Raw genomic sequence first — 17244 nt, forward strand, 5'->3', positions numbered from 1 at the left:
TTCCCCGCTACGCAAGCCTTTCCAAAGTCTTTTTGCGAATTATTTCACAAGAAGCTGAAAGCCTGCACGATAAATTCCCCTAGGGATTGGTGGAACTCACCGGAATCACCTTGCCATGCAGGATTCCTGGTGCTTGTAAGGCGAAATTAAAGATGAACTTTGCCATCTCATCCGGCTCAGAAGCCGCCTCCAAATCCGGAAATGCCTGGCGAAACATCTCCGTAGCACTACTTCCTAAGGCCAATGCATTCACCGTTATGCCCTCTTCAGCTAATTCCGTAGCCAAACATTCGATCCAAATATTCAAAGCTCCCTTAGAACTACTATATACTGATAAGCCCGGAAACTTCATGCTTCCCCCAATACCACCTATACTACTAATGGCTAAAATCTGGCTTCCCCTCTTTAATAATGGCAATAGTGCTTGAGTGAGAAAATAGGGAGCCATAACATTCGTATGATATAAAGTTTGCATATCCTCTGGCAACATCTCCCGAAAGGGCTTATTTACGAAGGCCGCCGCATTGTGTATTAATAAATCTAAATGCTCAGTCTTTTCCTTAATATGGGCTGCCGCCTGATCCCAATCATTAATATCAGTACAAATAGTTTCAACATTATCTATTTCCTTAGCCAGAGCTTCTAAGGCCTCTGCTGATCGGGCTACTGCCAGTACTTGATGACCGGCCTTTGAAAACTGCTTGGCCAACTCCTTTCCTATTCCGCGGCTGGCTCCTGTAATTAGTACTTTCATCTTATATAGCTATATACAAAAATGCCCCGGCGTAAACCAGGGCATTTCCATTTGTGTATTTCGATTAGAGCAACATATTTAATGGGCTCTCCAATATTCCTTTAAAGGTTTGCAAGAAGGCAGCACCTGAGGCGCCATCAACCACACGGTGATCACAGCTTAAGGTTACCTTCATTACATTACCGGGAACTACCTCGCCGTTTTTAACCACGGGCACCTGCTTAATTCCGCCTACGGCTAAAATACAAGCATCCGGGCTATTAATAATTGCGGTAAATTCCTCGATGCCGAACATCCCCAGGTTTGAAATGGTAAAGGTGTTTCCTTCCCATTCCTGAGGCTGCAATTTCTTATCGCGGGCTTTCCCGGCAAATTCTTTCGCTTCCTTATTTATAGTAGCTAAGCCTTTTTGGTCGGCATGGCGAATTACCGGCACCAGTAATCCCTCATCTACAGCTACTGCCATTCCAATATTAATGTCGTGATTGCGACGAATCACATCACCATCCCAACTAGAATTAATTACCGGATGTTGTTTAAGGGCCACTGCTGCTGCTTTGATCACAAAATCATTAAAACTGATCTTGGTTTCCGCCACTGCATTAATGCTCTTGCGTGCTTCGATCGCCTGGTCCATATCAATATCTAAGGTGAGATAGAAATGTGGAGCCGAGAATTTCGATTCACTTAAACGACGCGCAATGGTTTTACGCATTTGGGAAACGGGTAATTCATCGTAAGCCATTCCCGCAGGAGCAGCGCCAGCAGAACCCATATTAACCTGAGGTGCCGCAGCTGGAACCGATGAAGGAGCTTTGAAATTGTCGATATCACGCTTAACGATACGACCGCCTTCGCCGCTGCCTTTTACTTGATTTATATCAATGCCTTTATCTTCTGCCAGCTTCTTCGCTAGTGGAGATGCCTTTAAGCGATCACCATTGGCAGCAGGAGCTTCCGATTTTTCTTCTGCTGCAGAAGCAGAGGGCACTTCTTCGGGGGCACTTTCTTTTTCTTCTTTAGGAGCTGGGGCTGATCCGCCACCATTTAATAAAGCTGAAATATCTTCACCCTCTTCTCCTAATATGGCCAGGATAGAATCTACCGGAGCAGTGTTTCCTTCCTCTACACCAATATGTAATAATACGCCTTCCTGAAAAGCCTCAAATTCCATGGTGGCTTTATCAGTTTCGATTTCCGCTAAAAGATCTCCTTCTTCTACCTTATCTCCGATCTGCTTGTGCCACTTGGCCACGGTACCTTCTTCCATGGTATCGCTCAAGCGGGGCATGTTTACTACTTCTGCCATGCTATAATCTCTTAATGGGTTTTAATAAATGGATAGTCTTCCTGGATGTATACATTCTTATACAGATTGGAAGCATCCGGGAATGGAGACTCATCCGCAAATTGTACACATTCATTCACCAAGTCCTTAACGCGAGCTTCAATCTCCTTAAGTTCGGCTTCGGTAGCGTACTTTTTATCTTGAATTACTTTATGCACGATTCCGATTGGATCGCGTTTTTGGTACTCGGCAACTTCTTCCTTGGTACGGTAATGCTGTGCATCCGACATGGAGTGTCCTTTATAACGGTAAGTACGCACTTCGAGGAAGCTAGGACCTTTGCCACTACGAGCTCTATCAACTGCAGTTTGCATTGCTTGATAAACCGTTACCGGATCCATTCCGTCTACCGGTTCGCAAGGCATATCATAGCCCAATCCCAATTTATAAATATCAGTATGGTTGGCCGTACGCTCTACCGAGGTACCCATGGCATAACCATTATTCTCTACCACAAATACTACCGGAAGATTCCACAGCATAGCCAGGTTCATCGTTTCATGGAAACTACCCTGACGTACTGCGCCATCACCCATATAACAAAGGGTAACCGCTCCAGTCTCTAAATACTTATCGGCAAAAGCCAAACCAGCTCCCAAAGGAATTTGACCTCCTACAATACCGTGACCACCAAAGAAATTATGCTCCTTGGAGAACATGTGCATGGACCCTCCATTTCCTTGAGAGGTACCTCCGGTTTTACCGCATAGCTCGGCCATAATTTTCCGGGGATCTACTCCCAGTGCGATTGGCTGAACGTGGTTACGGTAAGCCGTGATCATACGATCATTTTCATCCATGGCGAATACCGAACCGGCAAGCACGGCTTCCTGACCATTGTACAGGTGGAGGAATCCACGAATCTTCTGCTGAATGTAGAGGGCAGCTGCCTTATCTTCAAACTTGCGCCAGAACAGCATATCTTCATACCATTGTAGATATACCTTCTTGGTGATCTTCTTTTTAGGCATTGTTCTATTTGATTGAGAACGGCAAATTTATACAAAAAGCCTGCAAGGACACTATTCAGGAAGATGACTTTCGTTAAAGCTGAAAGGCATTAGATGTCGAGTACTTTCTGCCCTGAAAACCAGCTCTTCAGCCGGATAAATCAGAAAGAGTTCAAGGCCGCTCTGCTGTTTATATTCATACTCTGCCATTACTTGGAGGCATCCACCGCAAGGAAATGGCAGATTAGTTGACGTATCAGGTACACAAACTGCCAGTGCTTCAAAGGTCATATTCGGAAATTGTACCCCTGCGGCAAATAATGCTACCCTTTCGGCACAAAGTCCACTAGGATAGGCCGCATTTTCTTGATTAGCACCCTGAATAATAGTTTGATTCGCCAAACGAACGGCCGCTCCAACTTGAAACTTACTGTAAGGGGAATGACTTCGATTGCGCGCTTCCAATGCTTGTTGCACCAGCTCCCATTCAGATGCATTTAACTCTGAATAGGATTGAGCCTTAAGCTCGCAATGAAATTCTAATTTCTTGATTTTCTTCAATGAATTACTCTGCTTGTTCGAAATTGAATAACAGGGTAAAGCGCAAAGTGTTTTCGAGTGGACTACGAACTACAGCTGAAGCTGGAATTAAATAGGCGAAATCCAGACCAAATACATTGTATTGTATACCCAATCCGATGGTGTAATACTGACGCCCCCCTTTATTGGGATCCTCATACTGGTATCCCCCTCTAAAGGCAAACTTATCATCGTACCAATACTCGGCCCCGATATTAATGTTGATTTCCTCCAATTCTTCACTGGTTCCACCTGGCGCATCATTAAAGGATTGGAATACTCCGGCAAATGCCGATACATTATCGTCTACCCCCGCAATTATAGTTTCTCCATCATCACCATAAACCGGTGGGGTTGGTACCAGTAATTTATTCAAATCCACATATACCGAAAAACGGTTGTAGCGATCAATATCCAAATGATAACCACCCCCTAAACGCAGGTTAGCCGGAATAAAATCGGCACTCGACTGTGAAGTACCATAACTGATCTTACCGCCAACATTGGAAATATTTAATCCCCCGCTAAAACTTTGGTACTGGCCATTACCCATTGATTTACGATCAGACTGATAGTAGAATCCTAAATCCGCCGCTAAAGAAGAACCCGGGGTTGTTTCGATACCGGCCGTTTGCAATCCATTGGTTAAATCACTGTAGATAAAACGCAGACCCACACCCATACTGAAGTTATTACTCAGCTTCAAACCGTAACCCGCATTTAAGGTCATCTCATAAGGTTGACCTGTTCCCTGGGGTTGATTGTCCTGATCGCGGAAATTAATTTCCCCTAGAGAAAAATAACGCATGGCAATTGCCAAACCCTGCTTGTCGTCAAACTTGGTTGCATAAGACACATGAGCCAAATTAATATCATTCACCAAACGGTTTAACCAAGGAGTATAGCTTAAAGAAAGAGAATTTGTACCATCCTCTAAAAAAGCTAGTTTACCGGTATTCCAATACACTGAATTTGCATCAGGAGCAGTAGCGGCTCCCACATCTCCCATCCCCCCTGCGCGGGCATCCGGTGAAACAGCAATAATGGGAACAGCAACGGATATGGTGCGGAGTTCGGCGAAATAATCACCATCTCCTTTTAGATTTCCAAATTGGGCATGTAAGCCAAAAGCGCTGAAAATAAATAGGCTAAGAGCAAAAAATTGCTTCATCTTTTCTTTTTAGAAGGGGCAAAAATAAGTTTTCTATACAAACGCGGGGTTAACGTAACACTACCAATTTTTCGTATACATCCGCAGAACTATTATCGCTAAGGGAACGAACTTTAATGCGATAAACGTATACCCCCTTTCCGATTTTATCGCCATAATCATCTAAGCCATTCCAACTGATACCCGTAACACGATTTCCAGCGCTCAATACTTCCTGATTAATGGTCTTCACCAATTTACCGGAAACGGTAAAAATTTGCACTTGTACCTCCAGAGGCTGGTTAGCGCGATTGTGCTCAAACTGAAACTCAGTATAGGTGGTAAAGGGATTGGGATAATTCAACACTCTTTCCAGAGCTAAATCTGCAGATTCGGCTACTACAAATTCGGTCGTCGCTTCTGAGGGATTATTGTAAATATCAAAGGCCCTTAAATCCAATTGATAGGAACCCGGCTCTAAATCAAAAAGCTGGTAGCGCAAGGATCCGGACTTATACGAATTAAGATCGGCCTCATAATATTCATTCAGAATATAAGGTTGATCGCTGGCTTTATTTAAGACCGCTCGTAAATCCTGCCCAATTCCATTGCCCACTGTATTAATACCGCTAGAGTCGCGCAGTTCAGCATAGATATAAGGATCCGATCCAGTTATACCACCACGAACAAAACTGGCATCATTCATAAAGAGTTGTATCTCCGGTCCCTCCTCATCGGCTGGAGCATTTTCATTAAAGCCTCCAACCAAAATAGAATCATAAGCACCGGCAGCATCGCGATCATTTACAGCATCATAAGCATACATGCTCACCTTACCGAAACCAAATTGATAATTAATCCCCAAGGGAGCCCGGAACTGAACAGACCATAGTCCCTCACTCACTTCTACCTTACCTCGGTAAATTAAACTGTTGCGCTCCTGGAAATTCACCGGACTACCTACCCCATCATTAACCAGAGTTTGACGTTGGGTTTCCTTATCAAATACGCTGATGTTCAAAATACCATTGAAGTCGTTCATCAGCTGACCATTTAAGTCTACCACCTGCCCATCCAGTTCTACTAAAGAAAGGGCCTTAATTGTATCCTGGGCCAAGGCAATATCTACCGTATTAAAATCGGTAAGTTCTACTCCATACTCAGGAATTGCCAGACGTAAGGCCGGATCACCGACCAATGAAAACTTGGTTTTAGTATTCCGACTGCGTACGAAATCGTCATTTTTAGCGGCCCGAATAATTTGCCCTAAGGTTTGAGGTACGCCATTAGGTCGCGCTAATATGGTATCAAAAATAGCTTCATTCAAATCCACGGCTCCTTGCACCCCTACCACTCGAGTGGTAGAAAGTAAGGCGACGGCGCCCCCTCGCGGATTTAATAATAATTGCTCACCCGCTGAAACCCGCTTGGGATCATCGTAGCGTGTAAACTCACAAGTGATGGTAATAAAGAGTGGTAAGGCATCGTAATTGGTCCAGCCATTTACATCTGAGAGTTGTAAAAGTTTTTCGGAGGCCAAACCGATTTCACCACCATGACCGATATAGTTTACCAATAAGCAACCTCTTTGTACGGCCCGGAACATATCGCGCTGAGCCTCGGGATAGGACTGACTTCCCGTGCTGGTTTGCTGTTGATAGGCATCCTGGTAAATCTTCTGCACATTAAAGGCATTGGATGCACGCTTGGTAAGATTGTAGAGGTTTTCGGATCGAGGAACAAAATAAGTGCGCTCCCAACCTAAATCCACATCATCACTCATCAATAAAACGCGGCTTCTCCATTCGCCAAAGCGACCTCTGCCCTCAACATAATTTTTCACTTTGTTAACATAGCTGCGCGCTTCGGTAGCGGTACTTACGGTAATACGCCCAATCCCCAAATCCATGATAGCCCCCTGAAAATTGGTCGCCTCACCCGGATCCATATAAGCAAAGAAATCATCCGTAATGCTGGACAAGCCTAATGAATAGCTGTAGCTCGATTCCCAGGTGGGCACGAAATTGTTGTTGCCGGTAATCCGATCCTTATAATCATAGGAAGCATCGCCAAAAAGTAAAACATATTTAAACTGATCATTTTGAGAACGATCATAAAGATCTTTAATGAAATCGCGTACGGCGGTAAGATCTTGTCCTCCGGATCCGTATTCATTATAAATCTGTTCGGTACTAACCACTGTGGTTGCCACATTATCCGAAGCATTGTGGAAATCGGCTAGCTCTTGGGCTGATTCGAGAAAATTAGGATGACTGATAATGACCATTTCCGGAACCGTCATTGCATGCAAATCCTGATTCTCAATTAAGCCAATATAGGCCGGAGTATCAAAATTAGAGCCTGTAAAAGCTACGTATTCCTTGAGTTCGCTCAGATCAGCATTAAATTCATAAATCCCACTGCCATTAAATGCCCCGGGTACAAATTGATGCTCGCCAAGTCGATTAATCTGCCAAACCACAATATCATTGGGAGCATTTACAATTCGAAAGGTTCCCACGGCTCCGGCAGCTACACTGCGACTGTCTCGAAATTGAATCATATTGCCCGCTCCATTAAAATTAAGGTCACGGCGAACGTTCAATTCTATCTTATCTAACCAAGCTACTCCGGTTGGATTGGCCGAATTATCATAAGTCAGATTAAGCGTAAGATTGGAGGCCTGAGCCATAAAAGTGCCCCTTTGATCTGCTCTTTGTACAAAAGCCGGATAATCGCCAGTGGTTTCATAAGCACTAATCCCATTGCTCATTACCGTCTGATTTGCATAGCGGGTATTAAGTGAAGTACCTGTAGTAGAAACTCGACCTACGGCATCTACCCGAATTTTCACTGGATCAGCCAGCACCAAATTGGGAAAGGAAAAATTGTAATTATAACTGAGGGTAAATTCAAAGATATCACCATACCAGGCTCTACCGGTACCTACTAAATTCACAAGATCCTCTTCTACCGCATCAAAATCGTCAAAACTGCTAATCACCTGCTGTGGATTGGCTGGCAAGTTCATGGTTTCCATACTCTTGGCATTGCCAGCATCTACGCTCACAAAAACAAAATTATGGTCGCGGTATATATTATGGCGGTAATCATAGCGATCGCCGCTGCTATTATAAGTCCAATCATGTGGACCATAAGCATAAAACAAGATGTAGTCATTGTTATTGAAAACACCATCATTATTGGCATCTACCGCTTTAAAGGACCGTTCTTGTAAATCAATACCGCGTGTGCCATTAAAGCTTTCGGGCAACATAGCCTGGTCATTGGCGAGCAGGCGAATAGATGAAATAATTACATCCTCTTTACCAATAGCATGATCATTAAAGAAGTCAGGCGTTAATTTATATATCCCGCTTTCGCTGATGCGCAACTTATGCCATTTACCGCTGGATAACTGACTACTCACCTGTGTTTTTGCACTGCGAATCATTGGCACTTCTGCCTGGCGCTGGCCCTTTAAAACCTGCCATTCCAACTGAGTAATGCGGTAAAGCTGATTAGCTTCTTTATAGTAGGGAATCAAACAATAAGAGATGCGCGATCCCTTGCGCGAATACCCTGCATAGTTTTGATATTGCAGCTCTTCTTTGGTGGGTAAATCAATCTTTTGAAGCACCCACTTTTCGCGAGAAGGAACAGGCTCAGCGCTAAGTACTTTTAAAACAATAGAGTCTGAAGCGCGAAATTCTGCCGGCAATGCAGCGCAATATTGGGGCAATCCATAATGTTGCGGATGCATATCGGCTGCCTTTAAGGAAGGTAAAAAGGTTTCCCCTTCAGGGCCAACCGGAGTAGGCTCCAGCCACTGGAGTTGCACGATGCCGCTTGGACTTTGGGCCAAAGTCCAGGTACTAGTAAACAAGAGGGTAAAGAGAACTAAAATGCTCTTCATGAAATCAAAAAATTAATCCGTGTTGGCTTCAAAACGTTGCGAAGATAGACTTAGTATTCCACAGAACTTCACATAATAGACGTACGAAATTCGAGTTCTTAAAGACAGAATGTGTAAAAAATCATTTTATTTGCCTTCTTGGAATCTCCACAGCCCTGAACTGTGGTCAATAATTTGTATCATTGTAGCCCCAAACTCTTTAGAGAGGATGAACAAAAGACTACTAACCTTTTTTGCAATATTGGCATTAGGCAGCACCCAAGTGCTTCAAGCACAGGATGCTCACTTTAGCCAATTTTACGCAAACCCCATGTATTTGAACCCGGCATTCGCAGGGGTTGCCAAATGCCCGCGCCTTAACTTAAACTACCGGAATCAATATCCGGTGTTGAATGTTTACCAAACCTATAGCGCCAGCTACGACCAGTATGTTGAGCCCTTAAACGGAGGGGTTGGAATCCTACTTATGCGCGATGAAGCCGGAGACGGTGCCTTCTCTACTACCGATGCCAGCTTGGTATACAGCTACCACTTAAAGGCATCCCGTAAGTTTAGCATCCTGGCCGGTTTTCAGGGAACCTATCGCCAGATTGCCATTGATTGGAACAGCTTTACTTTCCCGGATGAAATCGATCCTTATTTCGGATTCGTTCGTGAAACCTCAGAGCCTAATCCCGGAAGTAATACCGTAAGTGCTTTTGACCTTACCGCCGGATTAATTGGCTATACCGAAAAATTCTACATTGGCTTAGTGGCCTCTCACCTTACTCAACCCGACGTAAGCTTCTTTGTACAAGATCGCTTACCCATGAAATTCACTGCCCACATGGGCTTTACCATTCCTTTAGGTCGCAGACGTTTGGTTACCGACTTACAGAATTACTTGATTCCAAACATTGTTTATCAGGTTCAAGGACCTTATGATCAGATTACAACCAGTCTCGCATTTTCGCGCGGCGATTTTAAAGGAGGCTTAGGATTCCGTAGCAGCACCACCAACCCAGATGCACTAGTAATTTTGGTAGGTTATACACCTCTTGAAGGAAACTGGGGCTTCGGTTACAGCTACGATTACACCATCTCCAGTATTGCTAATAATTTGGGAGGAGCACATGAACTGACTTTGAGTTATCAGTTCCCTTGTCGTACCCCTCGCAAAAAGACCAAAGCAATAAGTTGCCCTAAGTTTTAGTTATAAAGACCTTAAGAATCAATTGTTGATATGAACCGATTGAATTTTCTAAAATCATTGAGTCCAGCCTTGGCAGCAGCATTTATGCTCAGTTCTTGTGGTGGCGATTCGTCCAACACCACCGGATGGTCCTACAATGATTCCGATAATGGCGGATTCTCTGTAAATACCGATTACGAAGGCCAAGAAACCGGTCCCGGTTTAGTCTTTGTTGAAGGCGGCACCTTTACCATGGGGCGTGTAGAGCAAGATGTGTATCAAGATTGGGATAATATTCCCCGTCAGGTTTCGGTACAGTCTTTCTACATTGACGAAAACGAAATTACCAATACCGACTACCGCGAATACCTTTACTGGATTCGTCGCGTATTTGATATTGACTACTATCCCGAAATTTTAACCACTGCTTTACCGGATACCTTGGTATGGCGCGACGAGCTCTCTTACAACGAAATGTATGTAGAGAACTACTTCCGTCACCCTGCCTACAATTTCTATCCGGTAGTAGGTGTAAGCTGGATTCAAGCGATGAAGTACTGCTCCTGGCGTACGGATCGTGTGAATGAGAATATTCTGATCGAACAAGGAATCTTTAATGAATTCCCAGATCAAAGTGATGCTGACCACTTTAATACCGAAGTATACCTTTACAAGAGTGGTGAGTATACCCAACAAAATAAAGCTGGTTTAGAAGATCACAATCCTAATAGCCCATTTGGTGACGAAGGTCGTCCTGTGCGTATTGAGGATGGTATCTTATTACCTAAATACCGTCTCCCAACCGAGGCCGAATGGGAATACGCCGCTTATGGTAACGTAGGAAGTCGTGTATACAACCGCGTTACTGATGCGAACAAATTTACCTGGAATGGTTCTGCTTCTCGTAATCCTGAAGCTGATCAGCGTGGTGATATGTTAGCCAACTTTAAGCGTGGCCGCGGTGACTATATGGGAACCGGTGGTTGGTTAAACGACCAGGCTGCCACTACTATGCAGGTGAAGTTCTACCCTCCTAACGATTACGGTTTATACGATATGGCTGGCAACGTTGCCGAGTGGGTAATGGATGTTTACCGTCCCCTCACTTTAGAAGACGTTCGTGGCTTAAACCCTTACCGTGGTAATGAGTTTAAAACTTGGGATAAGGATTACCAAGGATTAGGAGCGCTGGAAGTACTGCAAGAGCCTCAAATGGATACAGACTCCAATATCGTAGCCCTTCCTGGTGAATTACCACGCCGTGCTGTTACTGAAGAAGAAAACTTAAATCGTCGTAACTACAAGAAGTCTGACTACCGCGATCATGTTGACGGTGACAAGCAATCTTCTATCTACTACGATGCTGAGACCGAAGAAGGTGAGCCATTAATGTACGACTATGCCACTACTACTCTGGTAGGCAACACCACGCGTGTATACAAAGGCGGTAGCTGGAAAGACAATGCATACTGGTTAAGCCCCGGTACTCGTCGCTTCCTGGAAGAGGATCAGTCTACTGATTTTATCGGATTCCGCTGTGCGATGGACCGTGTAGGATTCCAGAACCTCGATTCGGATCGTGAAAAACGACACAAGAAACCTAAGCGCGACAAGTTCAAGCGTTACAATTATAATTAAGAAATTAGCCCCGTTTAACGACGGGGTTTTTTTATGGACATCAGCAATCTTTACGATCTCTTCCTTAGCAGCACCGGTATTTGTACCGACACTAGAAAGCTGCAGAAAGGACAACTCTATATCGCATTAAAAGGCGAGAATTTCAATGGCAACGCTTTCGCTGAAAAGGCCCTCAATGAAGGTGCCTGCGCAGCTCTGGTAGATGAATCCCAATACGAAGGCCCCAATCGCATTCTGGTAGAAGATGGTTTAAAAACCCTGCAGGAGCTCGCTCTTTTCCATCGCCGACAATTAAAGATTCCCGTTATTGGCTTGACTGGAAGTAATGGCAAAACCACTAGTAAGGAATTAACGGTTTCCGTCCTAAAACAGAAGTTCAAGGTGGCAGCTACCGTGGGCAACCTTAACAACCATATTGGCGTTCCCTTAACCCTGCTTAGCATCACTGAGGAGCATGAAATAGCGGTGGTAGAAATGGGAGCCAATGCCCAAAAGGAAATAGAATTTCTATCCAGTCTTTCATTACCCGATATTGGATTCATTACCAATTATGGCAAAGCTCATTTAGAAGGTTTCGGCGGACCAGAAGGGGTGATTAAAGGCAAAAGCGAACTCTTCGACAATCTCCGTGAGCGTAATAAAATGGCTTGGGTTTCCATTACCGATCTTATTCAAATGGAGCGGAGCACGGGTATGGAACGTTGCACTTACGGCGCTTCCGAAAATGCTGACTTCCCAGTCTACCCTATCGAAAATTCGGGGAGCTTTGTAAAGGTGCACTATCAGGATCGGGAGATCCAATCGCACTTAACCGGAGCCTATAATTTTAGCAATATTGCCATTGCAATCAGTTTGGGGGCGCATTTTGGCCTTTCGGCGGATGCGATCCAAGCGGGCATCGAATCCTACCAACCTCAGAACAATCGCTCTCAACTAGGTGAAGGACAGCACAACCTCTTGGTAAAGGATTATTACAATGCCAATCCCAGTAGTATGGAAGCGGCCTTGAAAAACTTCGCGGAGCTCACTGAACGTCCTCAGGACTCGAAATGGGTGATTCTCGGAGATATGTTCGAATTGGGAGAATATGAAGCAGCAGAACATCAGAAAATAGCGGATTTGGCCCTCAGCCAAGGCTATGAAAACACCATCTTAGTAGGAAAGGCTTTTGCAGCGACGCAAGGAAATGCTTTAAAGTTCGAACAAACTGCTGCCCTCCTACCCTGGCTGGAGACGCATCTGCCGAAAGGCAAATTAATCTTAGTAAAGGGAAGTCGAGGCATGACCTTGGAAAAAGCAGCTGAGCTTTTGTAGCGCAGCCAATAGAGGATTGGGACTAATTAAGAGTTCCGCTGCCGGATTGGAATTTGAACTCCCAGCAACAAGGAGCTCTCATAATCCCCAACCACATCCTGTTCATTTACAACACCATCCATAAGATCGGAGCCCCAATAATTAAAGTCCACTTTTAGGAAGTATTGAATATTGGGTCGCTTTAGGCTCGAAGGATAAGCGATACTTAAGGCTCCATTTAGACCTAAACCCAGCTGTTGATTATACGAAAGTCCGATTCCTGCAAATAGGTCCCCATATTTTCGAGATCGTAAAAAGCGACCTCCGGTTTGGGCACTTAGTATCGAGTATTTAAGACTCAAACTTTCACTATGAAAAACGGGGATAGCCCAGTCTGCCCGAGCTATAGCACCCGAATAATGCTTAAAATCCAAGGAAAAGTACTGCTTACCGAATAAGGCTTTCACATTCGAATCCATAGTAAACAATGGCAGACTGGCCGGGTATTTCCCTACATCTGTATGTACCGATGTAAAGCCCAAGCCTAGTGAAATTAGCCAAGTAGTGAGATAAGACATAGCCCCTGTTTAATTTGCTCAGAATTGCAGCGCTCCCCAGCGCAATACTGTAAAACAAAATCTGTTTTTACATAGATCAATGCGGATCTTTACTAATCAGAGTGCTGTTTTCACAGACATGCCAACACTCTAAAAAAATCCTTAATCGAAAGCAAATCCCTCTTCCCTTTTAATGCCAACGTGAAAAAGCAGGCATTGTTTAAAATTAAAAAGGCCCTCTGAAAAGGCCATAAAAAAAAGCCCTTCCATATCTGAAAGGGCTTTTTGTGTATGTAGAATCTCTACTTAGTCGGCCAATACCGCACGAGAGATTACAATCTTTTGAATTTCGGAAGTACCCTCATAAATCTGAGTAATCTTCGCGTCGCGCATTAAACGCTCAACATGGTATTCTTTTACGAATCCGTATCCACCGTGTACTTGTACCGCCTCTACGGTAGTTTTCATGGCCACGTCTGAGGCATATAATTTAGCCATGGCACTTTCCTTGTCGAAGTTCATACCATTGTCTTTCAACCAGGCAGCACGTAAACACATTAAGCGAGCAGCATCGATCTCGGTAGCCATATCGGCTAATTTGAAACCAACTCCCTGGTGCTTACCAATCTCTTTACCGAAGGTCTTACGTTCTTTAGCGTATTTCACGGCTAATTCATAAGCACCACTGGCAATACCCAAAGCTTGAGAGGCGATACCAATACGGCCACCGCTTAAAACCTTCATGGCGAATTTGAAACCGAAGCCTTCTTCACCAATGCGGTTTTCTTTAGGCACCTTTACATCTTGGAACATTAAAGAATGGGTATCAGAACCACGGATTCCCATTTTATCTTCTTTCTTACCTACGGTAAAGCCTTCCATCTCGCGCTCAACGATCAAGCAGTTAATTCCGCGGTGACCTTTCTCCACATCTGTTTGAGCCATTACCAGGTAAACGCTGGCCGAACCACCATTGGTGATCCAGTTTTTGTTCCCGTTTAAAAGGTAGTGATCGCCCATATCGATGGCGGTGGTTTTTTGAGAAGTAGCATCTGATCCAGCTTCAGGCTCAGACAGGCAGAAAGCACCAATGATTTCACCGGTAGCTAAGCGCTTCAAGTATTTTTCTTTTTGCTCTTCGGTACCAAATTTCTCCAGACCCCAGCAAACCAAGCTATTGTTTACCGACATGATTACGGAAGTAGAAGCATCTACCTTAGAAATCTCTTCCATGGCTAAAACATAGGAGATGGTATCAAGACCAGCACCATTGTACTTAGGATCTACCATCATACCCAAGAAGCCCAATTCTCCCATTTTCTTCACCTGCTCGGCTGGGAATTGTTGCTTGTCATCACGTTCGATTACGCCAGGAAGTAATTCATTCTGAGCGAAATCGCGCGCTGCTTGTTGGATCATTAAATGCTCCTCCGTAAGTTCAAAATTCATAGCTATTATTTTTAATCTTGTAGGGTCCGTTAATTGGAGTGCAAAGGTAAGTTAAATGGCGCAAAATCTTTATCCTAAAGCTAGAATGAGAGTCTTAGGTTTAATGTCGGGAACCTCTTTAGATGGTCTCGACCTCTGCCTGGTAGAATTCGACAGCGAGGCCAGCGGTAGGTATCGCATTCTGGCCGCCGAAACCTATGCCTACCCCAAGCATTGGCAGGAAGCCCTCAGCTTCAAAAACTTAGAAGCACGGGCCCTTCATCAATTGGATGAGGACTACAGTCGCTATTTAGCCCGTCAGGTACAGCGATTTTGCCGGGAGCATGCGCTGGGCCAGGAGGATATCGACTTTATTGGTTCCCACGGGCATACCTGGTTTCATGAACAGGATAAGGGTATTAGCTATCAAATTGGCAATCGACCGATATTGGCCATTGAAACGGGCTTCCCGCTCATCTGCGATTTTAGGGTGCAGGATGTGGCTTTGGGAGGACAGGGTGCCCCACTGGTTCCAATTGGCGATCGGGATTTGTTTGCTGATCAGCAGGCTTGTCTAAACTTGGGGGGCTTTGCCAATATATCGGCCGATATCAATGGCGAAAGACGGGCCTGGGATATTGCGCCTTGCAATCTCGGCATGAACCATTATTGCCAGCAATTGGGTTTGGCTTATGACGCATCCGGCCATATCGCCGCCAATTACGCCCATGATGATGCGCTTTTTGCCCAGCTCAATGCCCTAGAATACTATGCATTAGACGCACCCAAAAGTTTGGGTCGCGAATGGTTAGATGCAGTGGTATTTCCGCTCCTAGCGAAATCGGCCCTGAGCCCGGAAGTAATCATCGCCACCTTAAATAGACATTGCGCCTATCAGATTGCGCAAAGCTTAAATCGCTATCAGCTGAGGCAGGTGCTTATTAGTGGGGGGGGCGCCTATAATCAAACACTTATCGATTCCATTGGCATTTGGGGTAGCTTCGATTTAGTGATCGCGGAAACCACTTTATTGGAATTTAAAGAAGCGCTGATTTTCGCCTACCTCGCCTATTTACAGGTGCAGGGAAAAAACAATGTTCTGGCCTCGGTTACGGGTGCCCGCAGAGATCATTGCAGCGGGATACGTTTTGATCCGTAATTCATCACCTTTATTTAAGATTGGGGCAGGCTCTTTTTATACTTTTGTTGGCGCTCAAAAAAGCGTCCATGAAAGACCTATTAAAGATATACGAAAACAAGCCGGCGGAAATCGTTTTCCATTGGCATGATAGTGAAACAACTGCCGAAGGATGGGTAGTTATCAATTCCTTACGTGGTGGAGCTGCCGGTGGTGGCACCCGGATGCGCGAAGGCCTCAATGAGCACGAAGTGCTGAGCCTTGCCAAAACCATGGAAATCAAATTCACCGTTGCCGGTCCTCCAATTGGTGGTGCTAAGAGCGGAATTAATTTTAATCCAAACGACCCGCGCAAAGAAGGCGTTTTAAAACGTTGGTATGCCGCGGTTAAACCTTTATTGAAGAACTATTATGGCACCGGTGGTGACCTGAATGTAGACGAGATTCACGAGGTTATTCCCATTACTTCCAATATGGGTATCGAACACCCACAAGAGGGCGTTTTGATGGGTCACTTTGCTCCGAATAGCGAGCAGAAACAACAAAAGATTGAGCAGCTGCAAAAAGGCGTGCTCTTGCCCGTACATAAAGCCGACTATACTCCTGGTGAGGCTGGTCAGTACACCGTTGCCGATTTAATTACGGGTTATGGTACCGCCGAGAGTGTGCGTCATTTCTACGAAATCTACGGTGGCGACTTAGCCGGAAAGCGCGTAATTATTCAAGGTTGGGGAAATGTGGCTTCCGCCGCAGCTTTTTACCTGGCTCAAGAGGGTGCTAAAATTGTAGGTATTATTGATCGCGTAGGTGGCATTATTGAGCCCGCAGGCTTAAGCTACGATCGCATCAAAGAACTCTACAATGCGCGTAAAGGCAATTATTTGGTTGCCGATGAAATGCTGAGCTTTGAGGAAGCCAATGAAAAGATTTGGAGCACTGGCGCCGAGATCTTTATTCCGGCTGCTGCTTCTCGCTTGATTAGCAAAGACAATTTAGATCAAATGATCGCCAATGGTTTGGAAGTAATCTCTTCCGGAGCCAATGTGCCCTTTGCCGATACCGAAATTTTCTACGGTCCGATTGCCGAGTATGCCGATCAAAAGGTAAACTGCATTCCCGACTTTATCTCGAACTGCGGTATGGCCCGGGTATTTGGTTACCTGATGCAAGATGCGGCCACCCTAACTGATGAAGCGATCTTTACGGACACCTCAAGCATTATCCGCGAAGCCCTGGTTGAAACCCACAAATTGAAGGCGGATAAATTGGAACTCACCAAAACTGCTTACGAAATCGCTCTGAAACAACTAATTTGATAAACC

The 17244-nt window shown here is 44.8% G+C and carries 13 protein-coding genes; 5 read left to right on the forward strand and 8 right to left on the reverse strand.

The window, feature by feature from the left end:
* Positions 1-79: 79 nt before the first annotated feature.
* The 6 genes from ACO05P_RS08890 to porU all read right to left on the reverse strand — a co-directional run bounded on the left by ACO05P_RS08890 (position 80) and on the right by porU (position 8697).
* Entirely contained in the window at positions 80-754 is a 675-nt protein-coding gene (locus ACO05P_RS08890) for an SDR family NAD(P)-dependent oxidoreductase (RefSeq protein WP_421750235.1), read from the reverse strand.
* A 64-nt stretch (positions 755-818) separates the two neighbouring features.
* Positions 819-2063 carry a pyruvate dehydrogenase complex dihydrolipoamide acetyltransferase gene (locus tag ACO05P_RS08895; protein WP_421750236.1) on the reverse strand — a complete coding sequence of 415 codons (1245 nt, stop codon included), beginning with the start codon at positions 2061-2063 and terminating at the stop codon, positions 819-821.
* An 11-nt stretch (positions 2064-2074) separates the two neighbouring features.
* Positions 2075-3073, reverse strand: coding sequence for a pyruvate dehydrogenase (acetyl-transferring) E1 component subunit alpha (gene pdhA, locus ACO05P_RS08900; RefSeq protein WP_421750237.1), 999 nt, complete (start codon positions 3071-3073; stop codon positions 2075-2077).
* A gap of 51 nt (positions 3074-3124) precedes the next feature.
* Complete coding sequence (locus tag ACO05P_RS08905; protein WP_421750238.1) at positions 3125-3613, reverse strand: cytidine deaminase; 489 nt, start codon at positions 3611-3613, stop codon at positions 3125-3127.
* 4 nt (positions 3614-3617) lie between these two features.
* Positions 3618-4802: a type IX secretion system outer membrane channel protein PorV gene (porV, locus tag ACO05P_RS08910; protein ID WP_421750239.1), complete on the reverse strand. Its 1185-nt coding sequence runs from the start codon at positions 4800-4802 to the stop codon at positions 3618-3620.
* A gap of 49 nt (positions 4803-4851) precedes the next feature.
* A complete protein-coding gene (gene porU, locus ACO05P_RS08915; protein ID WP_421750240.1) occupies positions 4852-8697 on the reverse strand; it encodes a type IX secretion system sortase PorU in 3846 nt (1281 codons plus the stop codon).
* A 208-nt stretch (positions 8698-8905) separates the two neighbouring features.
* Here porU and ACO05P_RS08920 point away from each other — a divergent pair, with 208 nt between their 5' ends.
* The 3 genes from ACO05P_RS08920 to ACO05P_RS08930 are packed head-to-tail and all read left to right on the forward strand — an operon-like array spanning position 8906 to position 12820.
* A complete protein-coding gene (locus tag ACO05P_RS08920; protein ID WP_421750242.1) occupies positions 8906-9889 on the forward strand; it encodes a type IX secretion system membrane protein PorP/SprF in 984 nt (327 codons plus the stop codon).
* Between the two features lie 30 nt (positions 9890-9919).
* Positions 9920-11506 (forward strand): SUMF1/EgtB/PvdO family nonheme iron enzyme, encoded by a 1587-nt coding sequence (locus ACO05P_RS08925; RefSeq protein ID WP_421750243.1) that lies wholly within the window; start codon positions 9920-9922, stop codon positions 11504-11506.
* A 33-nt stretch (positions 11507-11539) separates the two neighbouring features.
* Positions 11540-12820 carry a UDP-N-acetylmuramoyl-tripeptide--D-alanyl-D-alanine ligase gene (locus ACO05P_RS08930; RefSeq protein ID WP_421750244.1) on the forward strand — a complete coding sequence of 427 codons (1281 nt, stop codon included), beginning with the start codon at positions 11540-11542 and terminating at the stop codon, positions 12818-12820.
* 26 nt (positions 12821-12846) lie between these two features.
* Here the strand turns inward: ACO05P_RS08930 and ACO05P_RS08935 are convergent, their stop codons facing one another.
* Complete coding sequence (locus tag ACO05P_RS08935; RefSeq protein WP_421750245.1) at positions 12847-13377, reverse strand: hypothetical protein; 531 nt, start codon at positions 13375-13377, stop codon at positions 12847-12849.
* 285 nt (positions 13378-13662) lie between these two features.
* Entirely contained in the window at positions 13663-14805 is a 1143-nt protein-coding gene (locus ACO05P_RS08940) for an acyl-CoA dehydrogenase (RefSeq protein ID WP_421750247.1), read from the reverse strand.
* Positions 14806-14890: 85 nt separating this feature from the next.
* Here ACO05P_RS08940 and ACO05P_RS08945 point away from each other — a divergent pair, with 85 nt between their 5' ends.
* Positions 14891-15943: an anhydro-N-acetylmuramic acid kinase gene (locus ACO05P_RS08945; protein WP_421750248.1), complete on the forward strand. Its 1053-nt coding sequence runs from the start codon at positions 14891-14893 to the stop codon at positions 15941-15943.
* Between the two features lie 68 nt (positions 15944-16011).
* Positions 16012-17238 (forward strand): Glu/Leu/Phe/Val dehydrogenase dimerization domain-containing protein, encoded by a 1227-nt coding sequence (locus ACO05P_RS08950; RefSeq protein ID WP_421750250.1) that lies wholly within the window; start codon positions 16012-16014, stop codon positions 17236-17238.
* Positions 17239-17244: the final 6 nt, after the last annotated feature.

The organism is Croceimicrobium sp., from assembly GCF_965228705.1.
Taxonomy (GTDB): Bacteria; Bacteroidota; Bacteroidia; order Flavobacteriales; family Schleiferiaceae; genus Croceimicrobium.